Below are 16,984 nucleotides of genomic sequence, written 5' to 3'. Positions count from 1 at the left end.
GCATGCCCGCTCCCACAGGGGGCGCAGTTCGCATGCTAGGTGCGTAGTGGCGCGGCAAGCGAAACTGACAGCGCTGTCAGCCAGCGGTCACGCTGCCGACCCGGTTCGGGGGCTATAAGATTGAATACAGCTCCCTTCCCTCCCCTCCGGCCAAGGTGCCCGCACCGATGCGACGTCCGTCCCGCCCTGTCCTCCTCGCCACCCTGGCGCTCCTCGTCCTGGCGGTAGCGGGTCTCTGGTTCGGCCAGCGCCAGCCCGCACCTGCCGCCCGCGCGCAAACCGCCGTGCCGGTGCGCGTGGTCAGTGTCGTCCAGCAGAACGTGCCGCGCTATACCAGCGCCATCGGTTCGGTGCTGTCGCTGCACAGCGTCGAAGTGCGCCCGCAAGTGGAGGGGGTACTGACCCAGGTGCTGGTCAAGGAAGGCCAGTGGGTGAAGGAAGGCGACCTGCTGGCCACCCTCGACGACCGTGCCATCCGCGCCAGCCTCGACCAGGCCCGTGCCGAACTGGGCCAGAGCCAGGCGCAGATCCAGGTCGCCAATGTCGACCTGCAGCGCTACCGCCTGCTGAGTACCGACAACGGCGTATCGAAGCAGACCCTCGACCAGCAGCAGGCCCTGGTCAACCGCCTGCAGGCCACGGTCAAGGGCAACCAGGCAGCCATCGCCAATGCCGAGGTGCAGCTGTCGTACACACAGGTCCGCTCGCCGGTGACCGGCCGGGTGGGTATTCGTAACGTCGACCCCGGCAACCTGGTGCGCACCAGCGATACCCGCAGCCTGTTCAGCGTCACCCAGATCGACCCGATCGCCGTCGAGTTCGCCCTGCCACAGCAAATGCTGCCGACCCTGCAGAGCCTGCTGAAGGCGCCCACCCCGGCGCTGGTGCAGGCCTATATGGACGCCGACGGCGAACGCAGCCTGCTCGGTGAAGGCCACCTGGCGCTGATCGACAACCAGATTTCCACCACCACCGGCACCGTGCGGGTAAAAGCCGAGTTCGACAACAAGGACGGCCGCCTGTGGCCGGGCCAGCTGGTCACCATTCGCCTGCGCACCGCAGTGGAGGAAAACGCCCTGGTAGTGCCGCCGCCGGTGGTGCAACGCGGCGTCGACGGGCACTTCGTCTACCGCCTGGACGGTGACAGGGTCACCAGTGTGCCGGTCAAGGTGCTGTACCAGGACAGCGGGCTGAACATCATTGCCGGGGTCAAGCCGGGCGAGCGTCTGGTGCTCGACGGCCAGTCACGGCTCAAGCCCGGTTCGCGGGTCGAAGTGGCCCCCGACGCCCCCGCCCCCTCGGAAATGGCTGACCGCCGGAGCCAGCCATGAACACGCGCAACGGTGTTTCGGCCTGGTGCATCGACCACCCCATCGCCACCTTGCTGCTGACCTTCGCCCTGGTGCTGCTGGGGGCCATCGCTTTTCCGCGCCTGCCGGTAGCGCCGCTACCTGAGGCAGACTTCCCGACCATTCAGGTGACCGCCCAGCTGCCCGGCGCCAGCCCGGAAACCATGGCCTCGTCGGTGGCCACGCCGCTGGAAGTGCAGTTCAGCGCCATCCCTGGCATGACCCAGATGACCAGCAGCAGCGCGCTGGGCTCGACCACCCTGATCCTGCAGTTCACGCTCGACAAGAACATCGACACTGCCGCCCAGGAAGTGCAGGCGGCGATCAACACCGCCACTGCGCGCCTGCCACAAGACCTGCCCAACCCGCCGACCTGGCGCAAGGTCAACCCCGCCGACAGCCCGGTGCTGGTGATGACCGTCAGCTCCAGCCAGATGCCCGGCAACGAACTCAGCGACTACGCCGAAACCCTGCTGGCGCGCCAGCTGAGCCAGATCGAAGGGGTGGGCCTGATCAACATCACCGGGCAACTGCGCCCGGCGATCCGCGTGCAGGCGCAACCCGAGAAGCTGGCGGCCATCGGCCTGACCCTGGCCGACCTGCGCCAGGCCATCCAGCAGACCAGCCTGAACCTGGCCAAGGGCGCGCTGTACGGCGAGCACAGCGTGTCGACCATCGCCGCCAACGACCAGTTGTTCCACCCCGACGACTACGCCCAGCTGATCGTCTCGTACCGTGACGGTGCACCGGTGCACCTGAAGGACGTGGCCAAGGTGATCAACGGCGCCGAGAACGCCTACGTCAAAGCCTGGTCCGGCGACCAGCCGGGGCTGAACCTGGTGATCTTCCGCCAGCCCGGCGCCAACATTGTCGATACCGTGGACCGGGTAATGGCCGCGCTGCCCAAGCTGCAGGAGATGCTGCCGGCCTCGGTCGAGGTGTCGGTGCTGCAGGACCGCACCCAGACCATCCGCGCCTCGCTGCACGAAGTGGAGCTGACCCTGATGATCGCCGTGGCCCTGGTGATCGGGGTGATGGCGCTGTTCCTGCGCCAGTGGTCAGCGACCCTGGTGGTGTCCAGCGTGCTCGGCGTATCGCTGATTGCCAGTTGTGCGCTGATGTACATCTTCGGCTTCAGCCTGAACAACCTGACCCTGGTGGCCATCGTCATCTCGGTGGGCTTCGTGGTCGACGATGCCATCGTCGTGGTGGAGAACATCCACCGCCACCTGGAGGCCGGCGACGACAGCCGCACGGCGGCGCTCAAGGGCGCGGGGGAAATCGGCTTTACCGTGGTGTCGATCAGTTTCTCGCTGATTGCCGCGTTCATCCCGCTGCTGTTCATGGGCGGTGTGGTCGGCAGGCTGTTCAAGGAGTTCGCCCTTACCGCCACCGCCACCATCCTGATTTCGGTGGTGGTTTCGCTGACCCTGGCGCCAACCCTGTGTGCGCTGTTCATGCGCCGCCCGCCCGGCGAGCACAAGGGCGGCTTCGGCGAGCGCCTGGTCAGGTGGTACGAAAAGGGCCTGGACCACGCCCTCGCCCACCAGCGCCTGACCCTCGGCGTGTTCGGCCTGACCCTGGCCCTGGCGGTGGCAGGTTACGTAGGTATCCCCAAGGGCTTTTTCCCGCTGCAGGACACCGGCTTCATCCTCGGCACCAGCGAGGCGGCGGCGGATGTGTCGTACCCATCGATGATCGAGAAGCACCAGGCGCTGGCCAAGATCATCGAGGCCGACCCGGCGGTGCGCGCGTTCTCCCACTCGGTGGGCGTTACCGGCAGCAACCAGACCATCGCCAACGGCCGCTTCTGGATCGCCCTCAAGCCGCGTGGCGAGCGCGATGTGTCGGCCAGCGCACTGATCGACCGGCTGCGGCCCAAGCTGGCCCAGGTGCCGGGCATCGTCCTGTACATGCGCGCCGGCCAGGACATCAACCTCAGCTCCGGCCCGTCGCGCACCCAGTACCAGTACGTGCTCAAGAGCAACGACGGCATGGCGCTGAACCTGTGGACCCAGCGCCTGACCGAGCGCCTGCGGGAAAACCCGGCGTTGCGCGACCTGTCCAACGACCTGCAACTGGGCGCCAGCGTCACCCGCATCGATATCGACCGCCAGGCCGCGGCACGTTTCGGCCTGACCACCACCGATGTCGACCAGGCGTTGTACGACGCCTTCGGCCAGCGGCAGATCAGTGAGTTCCAGACCGAGACCAACCAGTACAAGGTGATCCTCGAACTGGATGCCCGCCAGCGTGGCAAGGCCGAAAGCCTCAACTACTTCTACCTGCGCTCGCCGCTGACCAACGAGATGGTGCCGCTGTCGGCAGTGGCCCATGTGGCGCCGCCCGGTACCGGGCCGCTGTCGATCAGCCACGACGGCCTGTTCCCGGCGGCCAACCTGTCGTTCAACCTGGCCCCTGGCGTGGCCCTGGGCGATGCGGTGGCCATCCTTGAACGCACCCAGCGCGAGCTGGGCATGCCCGATTCCATCAGCGGCAACTTCCAGGGCGCGGCCCAGGCCTTCCAGAGTTCGCTGTCCAGCCAGCCATGGCTGATCCTGGCAGCACTGGTGGCGGTGTACATCATCCTCGGTGTGCTTTACGAAAGCTTCGTCCACCCATTGACGATCATCTCCACCCTGCCCTCGGCCGGCCTCGGCGCGCTGATACTGCTGTGGGCCATGGGCCAGGACTTCAGCATCATGGGGCTGATCGGCGTGGTGCTGCTGATCGGCATCGTCAAGAAAAACGGCATCCTGCTGATCGACTTCGCCCTCGAAGCCCAACGCCGCCATGGCCTGACGCCGGAGCAGGCGATCCACCAGGCCTGCCTGACGCGCTTCCGGCCGATCATCATGACCACCCTTGCCGCCCTGCTCGGTGCGGTGCCGCTGATGTTCGGCTTCGGCACCGGCGCCGAACTGCGCCAGCCACTGGGCATCGCCGTGGTTGGCGGCCTGCTGGTGAGCCAGGCGCTGACGCTGTTCACCACCCCGGTCATATACTTGGCCCTGGAGCGCCTGTTCCACCGCCGCCGGGCCGCCCGTGCGGCGGCGCCCAGTGCCAGTTAGGACAAGCTCATGCGTGTACTGATCATCGAAGACGAAGAAAAAACCGCCGACTACCTGCATCGCGGCCTCAGCGAGCAGGGGTTTACCGTCGACCTGGCGCGGGACGGCATCGACGGCCTGCACCTGGCCCTGGAAGGTGACTATGCAGTGATCGTGCTGGATGTGATGCTGCCGGGCCTGGACGGTTATGGCGTGCTGCGCGCCCTGCGCGCGCGCAAGCAGACGCCGGTGATCATGCTGACCGCCCGCGAACGGGTCGAAGACCGTATCCATGGCCTGCGCGAGGGTGCCGACGACTACCTGGGCAAGCCGTTCTCCTTCCTCGAACTGGTCGCCCGCCTGCAAGCCCTGACCCGCCGTAGCAGCAACCATGAACCCCTGCAGGTGCAGGTGGGTGACCTGTGGATCGACCTGATGGCGCGCAAGGTCACGCGCGCCGGCCAGCGCCTGGAGCTGACGGCCAAGGAGTTCTCGCTGCTCAGCGTGCTGGCCCGCCGGCAAGGCGAAATCCTGTCGAAGACGGCGATTGCCGAGCTGGTCTGGGACATCAATTTCGACAGCGATGCCAACGTCGTCGAAGTGGCGATCAAGCGCCTGCGCGCCAAGCTCGACGGGCCTTTTGACAACAAGTTGCTGCACACCATCCGAGGCATGGGCTATGTCCTGGAAAACCGTGCCGGGTAATTCCATCGCGCTGCGCCTGTCGGCACTGTTCATCCTGGTGGCGCTGGGCGTGTTCCTGCTGATCGGCTCGGCGCTGTACCGCCAGGTCGACCGCAGCCTCGACCTGCTGCCGCAGGCAGAGCTGGATGCACGTTTCAGCGTGCTCGAATCCACCCTCAACCGCTTCGGCAGCCCGGAACACTGGGTCAAGATCAACAACAAGCTCAACCTGCTCAGTGAAGAGGACAAACGCATTCGCTTCTGGGTAGTCAGCAGCAACCCGGCCTACGAATACGGCCACCCCAGCGAGCTGGTCCGCGCCTTCGCCGAAGGGGCACAGGGCATGCGCGACCTGCGCCTGCCCGACCGGCCCTACCCTTACAAGGTGCTGGTCAGCGAGCTGCCGGCCCTGGGTGAGCGACCGCCGCTGCGCTTTCTGATCGGCATCGACACCGAAACCTTCTGGCAGGCCCAGCACAGCCTGCTGGTGGCGATTGTCGGGCTGGCGGTGCTTGGCGTGCTGCTGGCCTCGCTGCTGGGCTACTGGGTGGCGCGCATCGGCCTGCGCCCGCTGCTGGCATTGTCCGTTGAGGCCCAGGCGCTGGCCCCTCCGCGCCTGGACGGGCGTCTGCAGACCCACGCCCTGGCCCCGGAGCTGGCGCAATTCGCTGGCGCCTTCAACGCTGCGCTTGACCGGGTAAGCCAGGCCTATTCGCGGCTGGAGGCGTTCAATGCCGACGTCGCCCACGAATTGCGCTCGCCGCTGACCAACCTGATCGGCCAGACCCAGGTGGCACTGACCCGCGGGCGCAGCGCCGAGCACTACTTCGAAGTGCTGCAATCGAACCTAGAGGAGCTGGAGCGCCTGCGCAGCATCATCAACGACATGCTGTTCCTGGCCAGCGCCGACCAGGGCAGCAAGGCCACCGCCCTGACCCAGGCCTCGCTGGCCGAAGAAGTGGCGACCACCCTCGACTACCTGGACTACATCCTTGAAGACGCGCAGGTCAGCGTGAGCGTGAGCGGCGATGCCCAGGTGCCCATCGAAAAGGCGCAGCTGCGCCGGGCACTGATCAACCTGCTGAACAACGCCGTGCAGCACACTGCACCGCACCAGGTGATCGAGGTGCAGATCGCTGCCGGGCCGGAGCAGGTCAGCATCGCCGTGAGCAACCCGGGGCCGGCGATCGACGATGAGCACCTGCCGTTGCTGTTCGAACGCTTCTACCGGGTGGATGCAGCACGCAGCAACAGCGGCGGGGGAAACCACGGGTTGGGCCTGGCGATCGTCAAGGCGATTGCGCTGATGCATGGTGGGGAGGTGTTTGTGCGTAGTGCGGCTGGGGCCAATACCTTTGGTATCAGGCTGCCCACCCATGCCTGACAGGAGGCCGCTCCCACAAAAGTAAAGACCGCGCAGGCTCTCTAGCATGCGGCTTTGCGGCGAAAGTCCTATTGCTTTTTCCTGCGATAATTACCTTTTGCGCAACAGTGCTTATCGCACTTCGCTCTGTTTCAAGTGTATTGAAAGGACTAACTTTACCCCCGTCCTCATTAGCACTTGCACCGCAAGAAGGTAGTTTCAAATGTCCAACAGTATGGGTATTGCCAGCGTCTTCGTCCTGTCTTCCCTGTTGTTGTCGCCCCTGGCCATGGCCGAAGAATCCCAGGCGTTCGTCACCCGTAACGCTGAGTTTGCCGCAGTCCACCAAGAGTTCCGCGAAGCCGTAGCCGCACAGCAGGCCGATTCAGCCAAAGACGCAAAACAGACAGCTTCCAAGGTTTCTATCGATGCCAATGCCGACAGCTGATCAAGCGCTGTCGCTGCTCCCGTTTTCCCTTGGCTACGCCATGGGCACCACCGGTGCCGATATGTTAGCCTTTTAAAGCCGCTGCCGATCAGCGGCTTTTTTTATGTGCTTTAACTATCAGCCCAGCTGTAACGTTCACCTATAAAAAAGACGCACATTCGAAAATAAAAACTGCCCCACCGTCAGACCAAAGGAGCTAGTACCGGTGCCTTCCGCGTTTCGTTTTACCCCGCTGTTCATTGCGTTGACTGCAACGATCCCTTTCGCCGCCCAGGCAGATGAAGACAAGGCTGATGGCTTCATCGAAGGCTCGTCCTTCAACCTGCATTTCCGTAATGCCTACTTCAACCGCGACAACCGCAACGCCGGCGTGCGCGACACCCGCGAGTGGGGCCAGGGCGCGGTTGCACGCTTCGAGTCGGGCTACACCCCGGGCGTGATCGGCTTTGGTCTGGATGCCCATGCCATGCTGGGCCTGAAACTGGACGGCGGTGGCGGCCATGCTGGCACCAGCATCCTGCCAACCCACCAGAAGAACGAAGACGAACTGGGTGCTGCCCCGCACTCGTTCTCCACTGCCGGTGCCGCAGTCAAGCTCAAGGCCTTCGGCACCGAGCTGAAAGCCGGTGACCTGTTCCTGACCAACCCGGTGATCGCCGGCGGCGAATCCCGCATGCTGCCGCAGACCTTCCGTGGGGTTAGCCTGACCAACACCAGCATCGACGGCCTGCTGCTCGAAGGCGGCCAGGTCAGCTTCACCAAGCCGTACAACCAGAGCGGCCACCGCCGCATCGACACCTACTACGGCTCGCTGGACGAGCATGACAAGAGCAAGCACCTGAACTGGGCCGGCGCGTCGTGGAGCGGTACCCCGAACGTTACCGCCAACCTGTATGCAGCCGAGCTGAAGGACATCTGGAACCAGTACTACGCCGACTTCGACTACACCTACGTGGTCAACGACCTGGTCAGCCTGAATCCGGGCGTGCACTTCTATCACACCCAGGACACCGGCCAGGCCTTGCTGGGCAAGATCGACAACAACACCTACAGCGTGCACTTCACCGTCAACGCCGGGTTCCACAGCGTCACTGCCGCCTACCAGCGGGTCAATGGCAACACGCCGTTCGACTACATCAACCTGGGCGACAGCATCTACCTGGACAACTCGCGCATGTACTCGGATTTCAACGCGCCAAACGAGCGTTCGTGGAAGCTGCAGTACAACTATGACTTCGCCGGTGTGGGCATCCCTGGTCTGACCACGGTGCTGTCGTACTCGCGCGGTGAAGCGGACCTGACCAAGGCTACCCAGGACACCACCCACTACGACTACTACCGTGCCGATGGCAAGAACGCCATGCACTGGGAGCGCGACCTGGACGTGAAGTATGTGTTCCAGGAGGGTGATCTGAAGGACCTGTCGGTGCTGGTGCGCTATGCCACCCACCGTGGCAGCCAGGGCTATGCATCGATCGACAGCAACAGCGACAACGATGAACTGCGCGTGATCGTGGATTACCCGTTGAACGTGTTCTGATCCTGGTTTACGGGACGCACACATACCCCCTGTGGGAGCGGGTTCACCCGCGAACACCGGCGAAGCCGGTGCCAGACACCGCGTTGGTTTCTTCGCGGGTGAACCCGCTCCCACAGGGGCTTGTGGACAGTCCAAAACAAGGTATACCGTGATTCCGTCGGACAAATGTTGTTCGACAATCCCCGCTTCCCTAGAATGTCGCCGCCGCGAATGGCCCTGCCCACGCAGTAGCGAGCATGACCCCCCGACCACCGCGTTTCGCACTCTACAGATCGCACCCCGAGCTGATCCTCAACCTGGGCAGTTGCCTTGCCGTGCTCGCCATTGTGGCCATCGTCAGCTACCTGCTGGCGCGTGAGCGCGACAATGTCGAGCTGTCGGCGATCCGCTCGTCCAACAATATCGTCCAGCTGATCGAAAGCGACATCCTGCGCAACGTCGAACTCTACGACCAGTCACTGCAGGGCCTGATCTGGGCGGTCGGGCGCAAGGAGCTGCCGGAAATTCCCGCCCCGGTGCGCCAACGCCTGCTCTTCAATGAAGCCTTCGTCGACCGCAAGCGCGGTGACGTGCTGTGGCTGGACAAGCAAGGCAACGTGGTAGGCGATTCCACCAGCAGCGTGCCACGCCGGGCCAACTTCGGCGACACCGGGGTGTTCCAGGCACACCTGCACAACCCCAACCTCGGCCTGCTGGTGGGCCCACCGTTCAAGGCCACGCTGGGTGACCAGGACTGGTGCATCAGTTTCAGCAGGCGCATCCCCGGCCCCAATGGCGAGTTCGCTGGTCTGGCAGCGGGTGCGCTGCGCCTGTCTTACTTCAGCGACCTGTTCCGGCGCCTGGATATCGGTGATGACAGCAACATCAGCCTGTTCAACGCCGACGGACAGCTGCTCGCCCGCCAGCCATCACGGCCACAAGATCCGCTTATAGGCACCAACTACGCCAATCGCGCCAATTTCAAGCGCATACTCAACGAACAGAGCGGTAGTTTCACCGCCCGCTCCGGCAGTAGTGCCACGCTGCGCATGTACACCTTTGCCCGAGTCCCGCAGCTGCCGCTGATCGTGCTGGTGGCTCACTCCGCCGAGGAGGTGTTCCAGTCCTGGCGCCGCACGGCGATCGTCGTCAGCGTCGCCACCGGCGTACTGTGCGTAGGAATTCTCTGGCTGACACTGTTGCTGGGGCGCGAATTGCGCCGCCGCCAGGAGGCCGAACAGTGCCTGGCGACCCTTGCCGCTACCGACAGCCTGACCGGCCTGGCCAACCGCCGCCACCTGGATCAGGTACTGCGCCAGGAATGGGCCCGCGCCCAGCGCAACCGCACGCCGTTGGCGGTGCTGATGGTGGATGTTGACCACTTCAAGGCCTTCAACCAGCGCCATGGCCACGCCGGTGGCGACCATGCCTTGCGCGAAGTGGCCAAGGCCATCGAGGCGTGCATCCGTCGCCCGGCCGATCTGGCGGCGCGCTATGGCGGTGAGGAGTTCCAGGTAGTGCTGCCGGAAACCGACCTGGCCGGTGCGAGACTGCTGGCCGAGCGCATCCGCGCCCGCGTCGAGGCGCTGGCGCCGTTTGCCGACGATGCCCACTCGGTCACCGTGAGCATCGGTATCGGCCTGTCGGGCACCCAGCACGACCTGGCGAGGGTGCTGGGTGCTGCGGACGAAGCGCTCTACCGGGCCAAGGCCAAAGGCCGCAACCGGGTAGAGGGGCCTGCCGACTAGGCGCGGGCGCGAGCGGCGTTGCGCAGGGCCCTGACCTGGTCATGGTTGCGCTGCACGCCTTGCAGCTGTTTTTCCACCAGGGTGTAGGTCTGGTCGCTGGCGCCGCGGCCCAGCTTCACCAGTTTCTCACGGGCTTCCTTGTAGGCCTTGAGGGCATGGTCCTCGCCCCGCTCCACCTCGTTCAGCACCGCTTCCTCATCCTTGCCGGTCACCATCGCCTTGAGGTTGACCCAACCCCGATGCAGGTCACCGCTGATGCTGGTGGAGGTTTCCGGGTCGCCCCCCAGGCGGCGCACCTCGCTCTGCAGTTCACCGGCAGCATTGGCACACTCACCGGCACGTTGAACGAAGAACGCTTTCAGTTCGGGGTTCTTCACATCATCGGCCGAGGCTTTGAAGCCTTTCTCGCCATCCTTGCTGTACTCGATCAGGTCGTTGAGCACATCGATCACGTCTTTGTTGGGATTGCTCATGGTACGAACTCCTTGGCAGGTGATAGTCATCTGTAAGGGAGCAGCGTTCGTGCCAACCTTGTGCTCTCAATAAAATACTTTTAAATCAAATAGATATGATGACAAGAGTAAATGCTGAAACCGGCGTTCTGCATGATTGCCGCTTGGGCCTTCGTGCAGATTGCAGTATGGTCGGCGCTTTTCAACAGCCAGGTGCGCCGATGATGAAGCCGGAAACCCTCGAACTGCTGGTGACCCGCACCATGCCGTTTGGCAAGTACCAGGGACGAATCATTGCCGACCTGCCAGGTGATTACCTGGCCTGGTTTGCACGCAAGGGTTTCCCGGCGGGGGAACTGGGTGGGCTATTGGCGTTGATGCATGAGATCGACCACAACGGGCTGGGCGATCTGCTTGTGCCGTTGCGGCAGAAGCACGGGCGTTGACCTGCTCCGGCCTCTTCGCGGGCACGCCCGCTCCCACAGGCTCACTGCAAGCTTCAAGATCATGCAGTACCTGTGGGAGCGGGCGTGCCCGCGAAGAGGCCACTAATGCCTACAGAAGTCTCTAGCCCTTCACCGGCACCACCGCCAACTCCACCCGCTCGCTTTTCTTGATCACCGCATACACCACCGCCGTCAGCAGGCTACCCGCCACGATCGCCAACAAGTACAACAGCGCATGGTTGATCGCATTGGGGATCAGCAGCACGAACAGGCCGCCATGCGGCGCCATCAGCTTGCAGCCGAAGTACATCGACAATGCCCCGGTCAACGCCCCGCCGGCCACGCTGGCCGGAATTACCCGCAGCGGGTCCTTGGCGGCAAACGGGATCGCCCCTTCAGAGATGAAGCACAGCCCCAGCGCCAGGGCCGCCTTGCCCGCCTCGCGCTCGCTCTGGGCGAACTTGCGTCGGGCCAGGAAGCTGGCGATACCCAGGCCAATGGGTGGCACCATGCCGGCGGCCATGGTCGCCGCCATCGGCGCATAGCTCGACGAGGCCAACAGCCCCACCGAAAAGGCATAGGCGGCCTTGTTGATCGGCCCGCCCAGGTCGACGCACATCATGCCGCCCAGCAACAGGCCCAGCAGGATGGCATTGGTGGTGCCCATGCTGTCGAGAAAGTGGGTGAGACCTTCCAGCATCGCCGCCACCGGCTGGCCGACCACGTAGATCATCACCAGGCCGGTGAACAGGCTGGCCAGCAGCGGAATGATCAGGATCGGCTTGAGTGCCTCCAGACTGCTGGGCAGGCGCGCCCAGCGGGCAATGGCCTTGGCGCTGTAACCGGCGAGGAAGCCGGCGACGATACCACCGATGAAACCGGCGCCAAGGGTACTGGCCAACAGGCCGCCGATCATGCCGGGTGCCAGCCCCGGGCGGTCGGCGATGGACCAGGCGATATATCCCGCCAGCAGCGGTACCATCAACTTGAACGCAGCCTCGCCGCCGATCTGCATCAACGCGGCCGGCAAGGTGCCCGCTTCTTTATAAGCCTCGATACCGAACACGAACGACAGGGCAATCAACAAGCCGCCAGCCACCACCATCGGCAGCATGAACGACACGCCGGTGAGCAGATGCTTGTATACCCCGGTCTTCTCGCCCCTCACTGGCGTGCTCACTGCTGCGGCATCGCTGCTGTTTTCCACCTTGGCTTCGGCCAGGGCCTTGTCCAAGGTGGCACGGGCCTGTTTGAGGGCGATACCGGTGCCGCAACGGTAGATGCGCTTGCCGGCGAAACGTGCGGTGGGCACTTCGATGTCGGCGGCCAGCAGCACTACATCAGCTGCAGCGATGGCTTCGGCAGACAAAGGGTTGCGCGCACCGACCGAGCCCTGGGTCTCGACGGTGAACTGGTAGCCCAGTTGCTGCGCAGCCTGTTGCAAGGCTTCCGCAGCCATGAATGTATGCGCGACGCCAGTCGGGCAAGCCGTGACGGCGACGATGCGTGCGCCAGCGCTGCCTGCTTCGGCCGGGCTGCCTGGCACTGTGGCCAGCAGCTGGGCGTTGGCCGCCGCTTCATCGAGGAAGCCTTCACGGTCGGCCAAAGCCTGGGACGGCGTGCTCTGGTACACGCGCTTGCCGACGAAACGGGCCAGGTCCACCGGGCCGGTGCTGACCACCAGCACCCAGTCGGCCTCGGCAATCTGCGTGGTGCTCAGTCGCCGCTCGGGGTGGCCGGCATCCTGTACTTCGACGCTGGTACTCCAGCCGCGCCGCTGGGCTGCGGCGGACAGCAAGCGCGCGCTCAGCACGCTCGACACCTGGCCATTGGGGCAGGCAGTGACAATGGCAATGTTCATCGGCAACCCTCTTGTTGTTCTGTCAGTTGCACACCGGCTTCCAGGCGCGCCAGTTGCTCGCGGTCACGGATGCCGAAACCAACCTGGGTAACAGCCTGGGCGGCGATCGCGGTGGCACGGGTCAAGGTTTGCGCTGGGGCTTCGCCCAGCAGCAGACCGTGGACCATGCCGGCCACCAGCGAATCACCTGCGCCCACCGTGCTGGCGACCTGCACCTTGGGCGGGCAAGCATGCACGGCCAGGTCGCGGGCGAACCAGCTGACGCCCTGCTCGCCCGCCGACACCACCACGTGTTCGACGCCACTGGCCAGCAGGTGCTCGGCAGCGGCGCGCTGCTGCGCCGGGTTATCCACAGCCAGGCCGAGTACCTCGCCCAGCTCATCGGTATTGGGCTTGACCAGCCAGGGCGAGCTCTGCAGGCCGGCACGCAGGGCTTCGCCGCTGCTGTCCAGGGCTACCTTGAGGCCTTGCGCCTTGAGCTGTTCGAGCAACTGGCGGAACCACTCGGGGCTGATCCCGCGCGGCAGGCTGCCAGCCACCACCACCGCATCGTGGCCCGGGGCGATCTGCGCCAGGCGGCGCAGCAATGCACTTCGTGCCGCTTCGTCAACTTCCGGACCTTGGCCATTGATGTCGGTGACACGGCCATCGGCCTCGACCAGCTTGATGTTGCTGCGGGTTTCGCCCGGCACGCGGACAAAGCAGTCGGCGAAGCCGCGCCAGTCGATCAGCGCCTCGAACGGCTGCAGGTTATCGCGCCCGAGGAAGCCGCCAACCGTGACGCTGTGCCCCAGGTCGGCCAGAACCTGGCCAACGTTCAGCCCTTTGCCCGCGGCGTGGCTGTGCTGTACCTGGCTGCGGTTGACCTGCCCCGGGCGCAAGGTATCCAGGCCGATGGTGATATCCAGCGCCGGGTTCAGGGTGAGGGTGAGGATCTTGGCCATTCAGTAACGCTCCACCAGCGCGCGAACCGCTGCGGCGCTGTCCTGTTGCAGGGCCTCGCGCGCCAGGGCGCGGGCCGTCTGGTGATCGGCCTGGCGGACCAGGGCCTTGACTTCGGCAATGCTGCGCGCGGCGACGCTGAGTTCGTCCACATCCAGGCCCAGCAGCACGGCTACCGCCTGCGGGTCGGCCGCCAGCTCGCCGCACACGCCCACCCACTTGCCATGGTTATGGGCGGCGCGCACGGTCATGTCGATCAGGTTGAGCACCGCCGGGTGCAGGCCGTCGGCCTGGGCCGAGAGGCTGGGGTGGCCACGGTCGATGGCCAGGGTGTACTGGGTCAGGTCGTTGGTACCGATGCTGAAGAAGTCCACTTCGCGCGCCAGTTGTGGTGCCAGCAGCGCTGCCGAGGGCACTTCGACCATGATGCCCAGTTGCAGGTCGGCTACCGGGATCTCGGCACGCAGGCGCTCGACCATGGCCCGCGCCTCACGCCATTCGTGCACCTGGCCGACCATCGGGAACATGATGCGCAGCGGGCGCTGGTCGGCCGCCCGCAGCAAGGCGCGCAACTGGTCTTCCATCACCTGCGGGCGCTGCAGGGTCAGGCGTACGCCGCGCACGCCGAGGAACGGGTTTTCCTCGGCAGCGATCGGCCAGTACGGCAGCGGTTTGTCGCCGCCGACATCGAGGGTACGCACTACCAGCGGGCGCCCGTCGAGGCCATCGAGCACGCGGCGGTACTCGGCTTCCTGGGTGGCCACGTCCGGGGCCTGGGGGTGGGCCATGAAAATCAGCTCGGTGCGCAGCAGGCCCACGCCTTCGGCCCCCTGCTCCACCACCTTGGCGATGCCGTTGCTCTCGCCGATGTTGGCGAACACCTCGACGGCGTGGCCATCGCGGGTGACCGCCGGCTCGAAGCGGTTGGCCCAGGCGGCCTGCAAGCGTTGCTCGCGCAGGTCACGCTCGGCCAGGGCCCGTTGCAGTTCATCCGCCGGCGGCGCCACACTGACCACGCCACGCTGGCCATCGAGCAGCAGCGGCGTGCCATTGTCCAGCAGCAGTATCGACGCCCCCGCGCCCACTACCGCCGGGATGCCCAGGGCACGGGCGACAATGGCGCTGTGGGCGGTGGCGCCGCCCTGGGCGGTGACAATACCGGCGACGCGGCTCGGGTCCAGCCGGGCGACATCGGACGGGCCGACTTCGGTCATCACCAGCACGTAGGGTTGCTCGGGTTCAGCCTGGGCCTGCACGCCACACAACTGCGCCAGCACGCGGCGGCCGATGTCACGCAGGTCGGCAGCACGTTCGGCGAGCAAGGCATCGTGCAGCGACTCCTGCTGGCGCGCCGCCGCCTCGATCACCGCCATCCAGGCGGCTGCGGCGCTTTCGCCCTGGCCCAGGCGCTGCTCGACATCGTCGGTCAGGGCCGGGTCGGCGAGCATTTCCTGATGGGTGACGAAGATTTCACCAATGGCCTTGTCGCTGCGCTGGACCAAGGCCTGCAGCTCGCCATTCACGGTCGCCACGGCCTCACGCAGCTTCTGCCGCTCCTGGGCGCACGACTCGCCGCGCAGGGGGTAGTCGAATTCACGCTCGACACACACATGCGCCGGGCCACTGGCAATACCGGGCGCAGCACCCACGCCGTGGATGCGGCTACCGGCTTCGGGCGCTTGCAGCACTTCGGCCGCTGCGCTGGCGACGGGCGCCGCGCTCTGCGGCAACGGCTCCACCTCCTCGCCCAGGCCTTGTTCGATGGCGGCCAGTAGCACCGGCAAGGCATCGGCGGCGATGCCTGGCTCAGCCACCAGCTCCAGCACCTGGCCACGTCGGGCGCCGAGGCTGAGCAGCTTGCTCAGGCTCTTTACCGACACCGCCGGCTGCGCGCTGTCGAGCAGGCGTACACGAATTTCCCCCTCGAAACCTTTGGCCAGTTGCGCCAATACCTTTGCCGGGCGGGCATGCAAACCGTGCGGGTTGGCCAGCACGACACGCGCGCTGGGCCAGTCTGCCGGCGCCTCACCGCCCAGCACTTCCAGTACCGCGCGGCTGCTGGTGGCCTGGTAGAGCATTTGCCCGCGGCCTTCGATCAACACTTCGCACAGGCGCTCGAGCAAGGCCTGGTGAGCAGCACCAAGGCTGGCGAGGCAGAACAGGCCGTTGAGCGGCTGGTCGCGGTAACGCAACGGCTGCTGCGGGGTAATGAAGGCCAGGCCCGGTTGGCGCACCTGGCGCTCGCTGTGCAGCCACCACAGGCCCTCGCCCAGCGGCAGCGGCTCGGCCTGCTGCAGCACGGCGGCAAAACCGCTGTCGACGCAGTCGGCGCGCTGCAACAGGCGGGCGCCGCGCCAGGCCAGTTCATCGAAGTCTTCGGCCGGCAGGTTCAGGCCGACCAGTTGTGCATCCAGCGCCAGTTCCTGTGGCGCGCCCTGCAACAGTTTCAGCAACGCCTCGGCGGAGCCGGCGCGGCGCAATGCTTCGGCCAGGTCGGTCTCGCCCAGCGCGCGGGTCAGCAGTTGCAGCAGGCGCAGGTGCTCGTCGGAACGGGCGGCGATGCCAATGGCAAGGTAGACCATCTGGCCATCGCCCCAGTCCACACCCTCGGGGAACTGCAACAGGCGCACGCCGGTGGCGTACACCAGGTCTCGGGTCTGCGGCGTGCCATGGGGGATGGCAATGCCCTGCCCAAGGAAGGTGGAGCCTTGTGTCTCTCGGGCCTGCAGCCCTTGCAGGTAACCCTCGGCGACCAGGCCGTCAGTGACCAGCCGGTCGGCCAGCAGGCGCAATGCCTCGGCCTTGTCGGCGGCCTTCTGGCCCATGGCTATCTGCTCCTTGGCGAGCTCGAGCATGACCTTCTCCTTTTGCAGTTCCCGGTCGGGTACTGGAGTATTGTTGTGAAATTCACATGAACGGCCAGTTCAACAGCCTTGCACGGATGGCAGCCGAGGCAGAAAATTCGGCAGCTGAAACGATTAATCTGACCAGGCGGCCACGTTACTCGATAATCTGCCGAGGAAAAAGCCCCATCCTGTCGGACAATTGCGACAATGGTCGTCTGCGCGTGGCGCCCCCGCCGGGTCAAACTTCCCGGTCAGGCCTCACAGCCAGCCCCGGTA

The 16,984-nt window shown here is 65.3% G+C and carries 12 protein-coding genes; 8 read left to right on the top strand and 4 right to left on the bottom strand.

Annotated features, from left to right (window positions below; genetic code table 11):
* Positions 1-167 precede the first annotated feature (167 nt).
* From ACIQYU_RS01155 to ACIQYU_RS01125, 7 genes are all read left to right on the top strand, one after another.
* Positions 168-1,331 (top strand): efflux RND transporter periplasmic adaptor subunit, encoded by a 1,164-nt coding sequence (locus tag ACIQYU_RS01155; RefSeq protein ID WP_241106275.1) that lies wholly within the window; start codon positions 168-170, stop codon positions 1,329-1,331.
* Positions 1,328-4,420 (top strand): multidrug efflux RND transporter permease subunit, encoded by a 3,093-nt coding sequence (locus ACIQYU_RS01150; RefSeq protein ID WP_233687285.1) that lies wholly within the window; start codon positions 1,328-1,330, stop codon positions 4,418-4,420. Before ACIQYU_RS01155 ends, ACIQYU_RS01150 begins: the two co-directional genes overlap by 4 nt.
* Positions 4,421-4,429: 9 nt before the next feature.
* Complete coding sequence (locus ACIQYU_RS01145; RefSeq protein ID WP_063911272.1) at positions 4,430-5,104, top strand: heavy metal response regulator transcription factor; 675 nt, start codon at positions 4,430-4,432, stop codon at positions 5,102-5,104.
* On the top strand, positions 5,079-6,467 hold the full coding sequence (locus ACIQYU_RS01140) for a heavy metal sensor histidine kinase (protein ID WP_207832504.1): 1,389 nt from the start codon (positions 5,079-5,081) through the stop codon (positions 6,465-6,467). The genes ACIQYU_RS01145 and ACIQYU_RS01140 overlap by 26 nt, the downstream gene beginning before the upstream one ends.
* A gap of 202 nt (positions 6,468-6,669) precedes the next feature.
* Positions 6,670-6,894: a hypothetical protein gene (locus ACIQYU_RS01135; protein WP_207832502.1), complete on the top strand. Its 225-nt coding sequence runs from the start codon at positions 6,670-6,672 to the stop codon at positions 6,892-6,894.
* Between the two features lie 205 nt (positions 6,895-7,099).
* The gene (locus tag ACIQYU_RS01130; protein ID WP_207832499.1) at positions 7,100-8,434 is read left to right on the top strand and encodes an OprD family porin; all 1,335 of its coding nucleotides are present in this window, start codon (positions 7,100-7,102) and stop codon (positions 8,432-8,434) included.
* Positions 8,435-8,670: 236 nt separating this feature from the next.
* Positions 8,671-10,161 (top strand): diguanylate cyclase domain-containing protein, encoded by a 1,491-nt coding sequence (locus tag ACIQYU_RS01125; RefSeq protein ID WP_402797865.1) that lies wholly within the window; start codon positions 8,671-8,673, stop codon positions 10,159-10,161.
* Here the strand turns inward: ACIQYU_RS01125 and ACIQYU_RS01120 are convergent.
* Positions 10,158-10,634 carry a PA2169 family four-helix-bundle protein gene (locus ACIQYU_RS01120; RefSeq protein WP_207832496.1) on the bottom strand — a complete coding sequence of 159 codons (477 nt, stop codon included), beginning with the start codon at positions 10,632-10,634 and terminating at the stop codon, positions 10,158-10,160. The two genes, ACIQYU_RS01125 and ACIQYU_RS01120, sit on opposite strands and share 4 nt — an antisense overlap.
* Before the next feature lie 203 nt (positions 10,635-10,837).
* Between ACIQYU_RS01120 and ACIQYU_RS01115 the strand changes: the two genes are divergently transcribed.
* Positions 10,838-11,059 (top strand): DUF3820 family protein, encoded by a 222-nt coding sequence (locus tag ACIQYU_RS01115; protein WP_015268980.1) that lies wholly within the window; start codon positions 10,838-10,840, stop codon positions 11,057-11,059.
* A 121-nt stretch (positions 11,060-11,180) separates the two neighbouring features.
* Here ACIQYU_RS01115 and ACIQYU_RS01110 read toward each other — a convergent pair whose 3' ends face one another.
* The 3 genes from ACIQYU_RS01110 to ptsP are packed head-to-tail and all read right to left on the bottom strand — an operon-like array spanning position 11,181 to position 16,717.
* The gene (locus ACIQYU_RS01110; protein ID WP_233687289.1) at positions 11,181-12,920 is read right to left on the bottom strand and encodes a PTS fructose-like transporter subunit IIB; all 1,740 of its coding nucleotides are present in this window, start codon (positions 12,918-12,920) and stop codon (positions 11,181-11,183) included.
* Entirely contained in the window at positions 12,917-13,864 is a 948-nt protein-coding gene (pfkB, locus tag ACIQYU_RS01105; RefSeq protein ID WP_207832492.1) for a 1-phosphofructokinase, read from the bottom strand. Before pfkB ends, ACIQYU_RS01110 begins: the two co-directional genes overlap by 4 nt.
* Positions 13,865-16,717, bottom strand: a complete 2,853-nt coding sequence (gene ptsP / locus ACIQYU_RS01100; RefSeq protein WP_402797858.1) for a phosphoenolpyruvate--protein phosphotransferase — start codon at positions 16,715-16,717, stop codon at positions 13,865-13,867.
* Positions 16,718-16,984: the final 267 nt, after the last annotated feature.

This window comes from Pseudomonas sp. NPDC096925, assembly GCF_044762545.1.
Lineage (GTDB): Bacteria > Pseudomonadota > Gammaproteobacteria > Pseudomonadales > Pseudomonadaceae > Aquipseudomonas.
The sequence above is the reverse complement of the archived record's forward strand: the minus strand, read 5'-3'. Positions and strand labels throughout refer to the sequence as shown.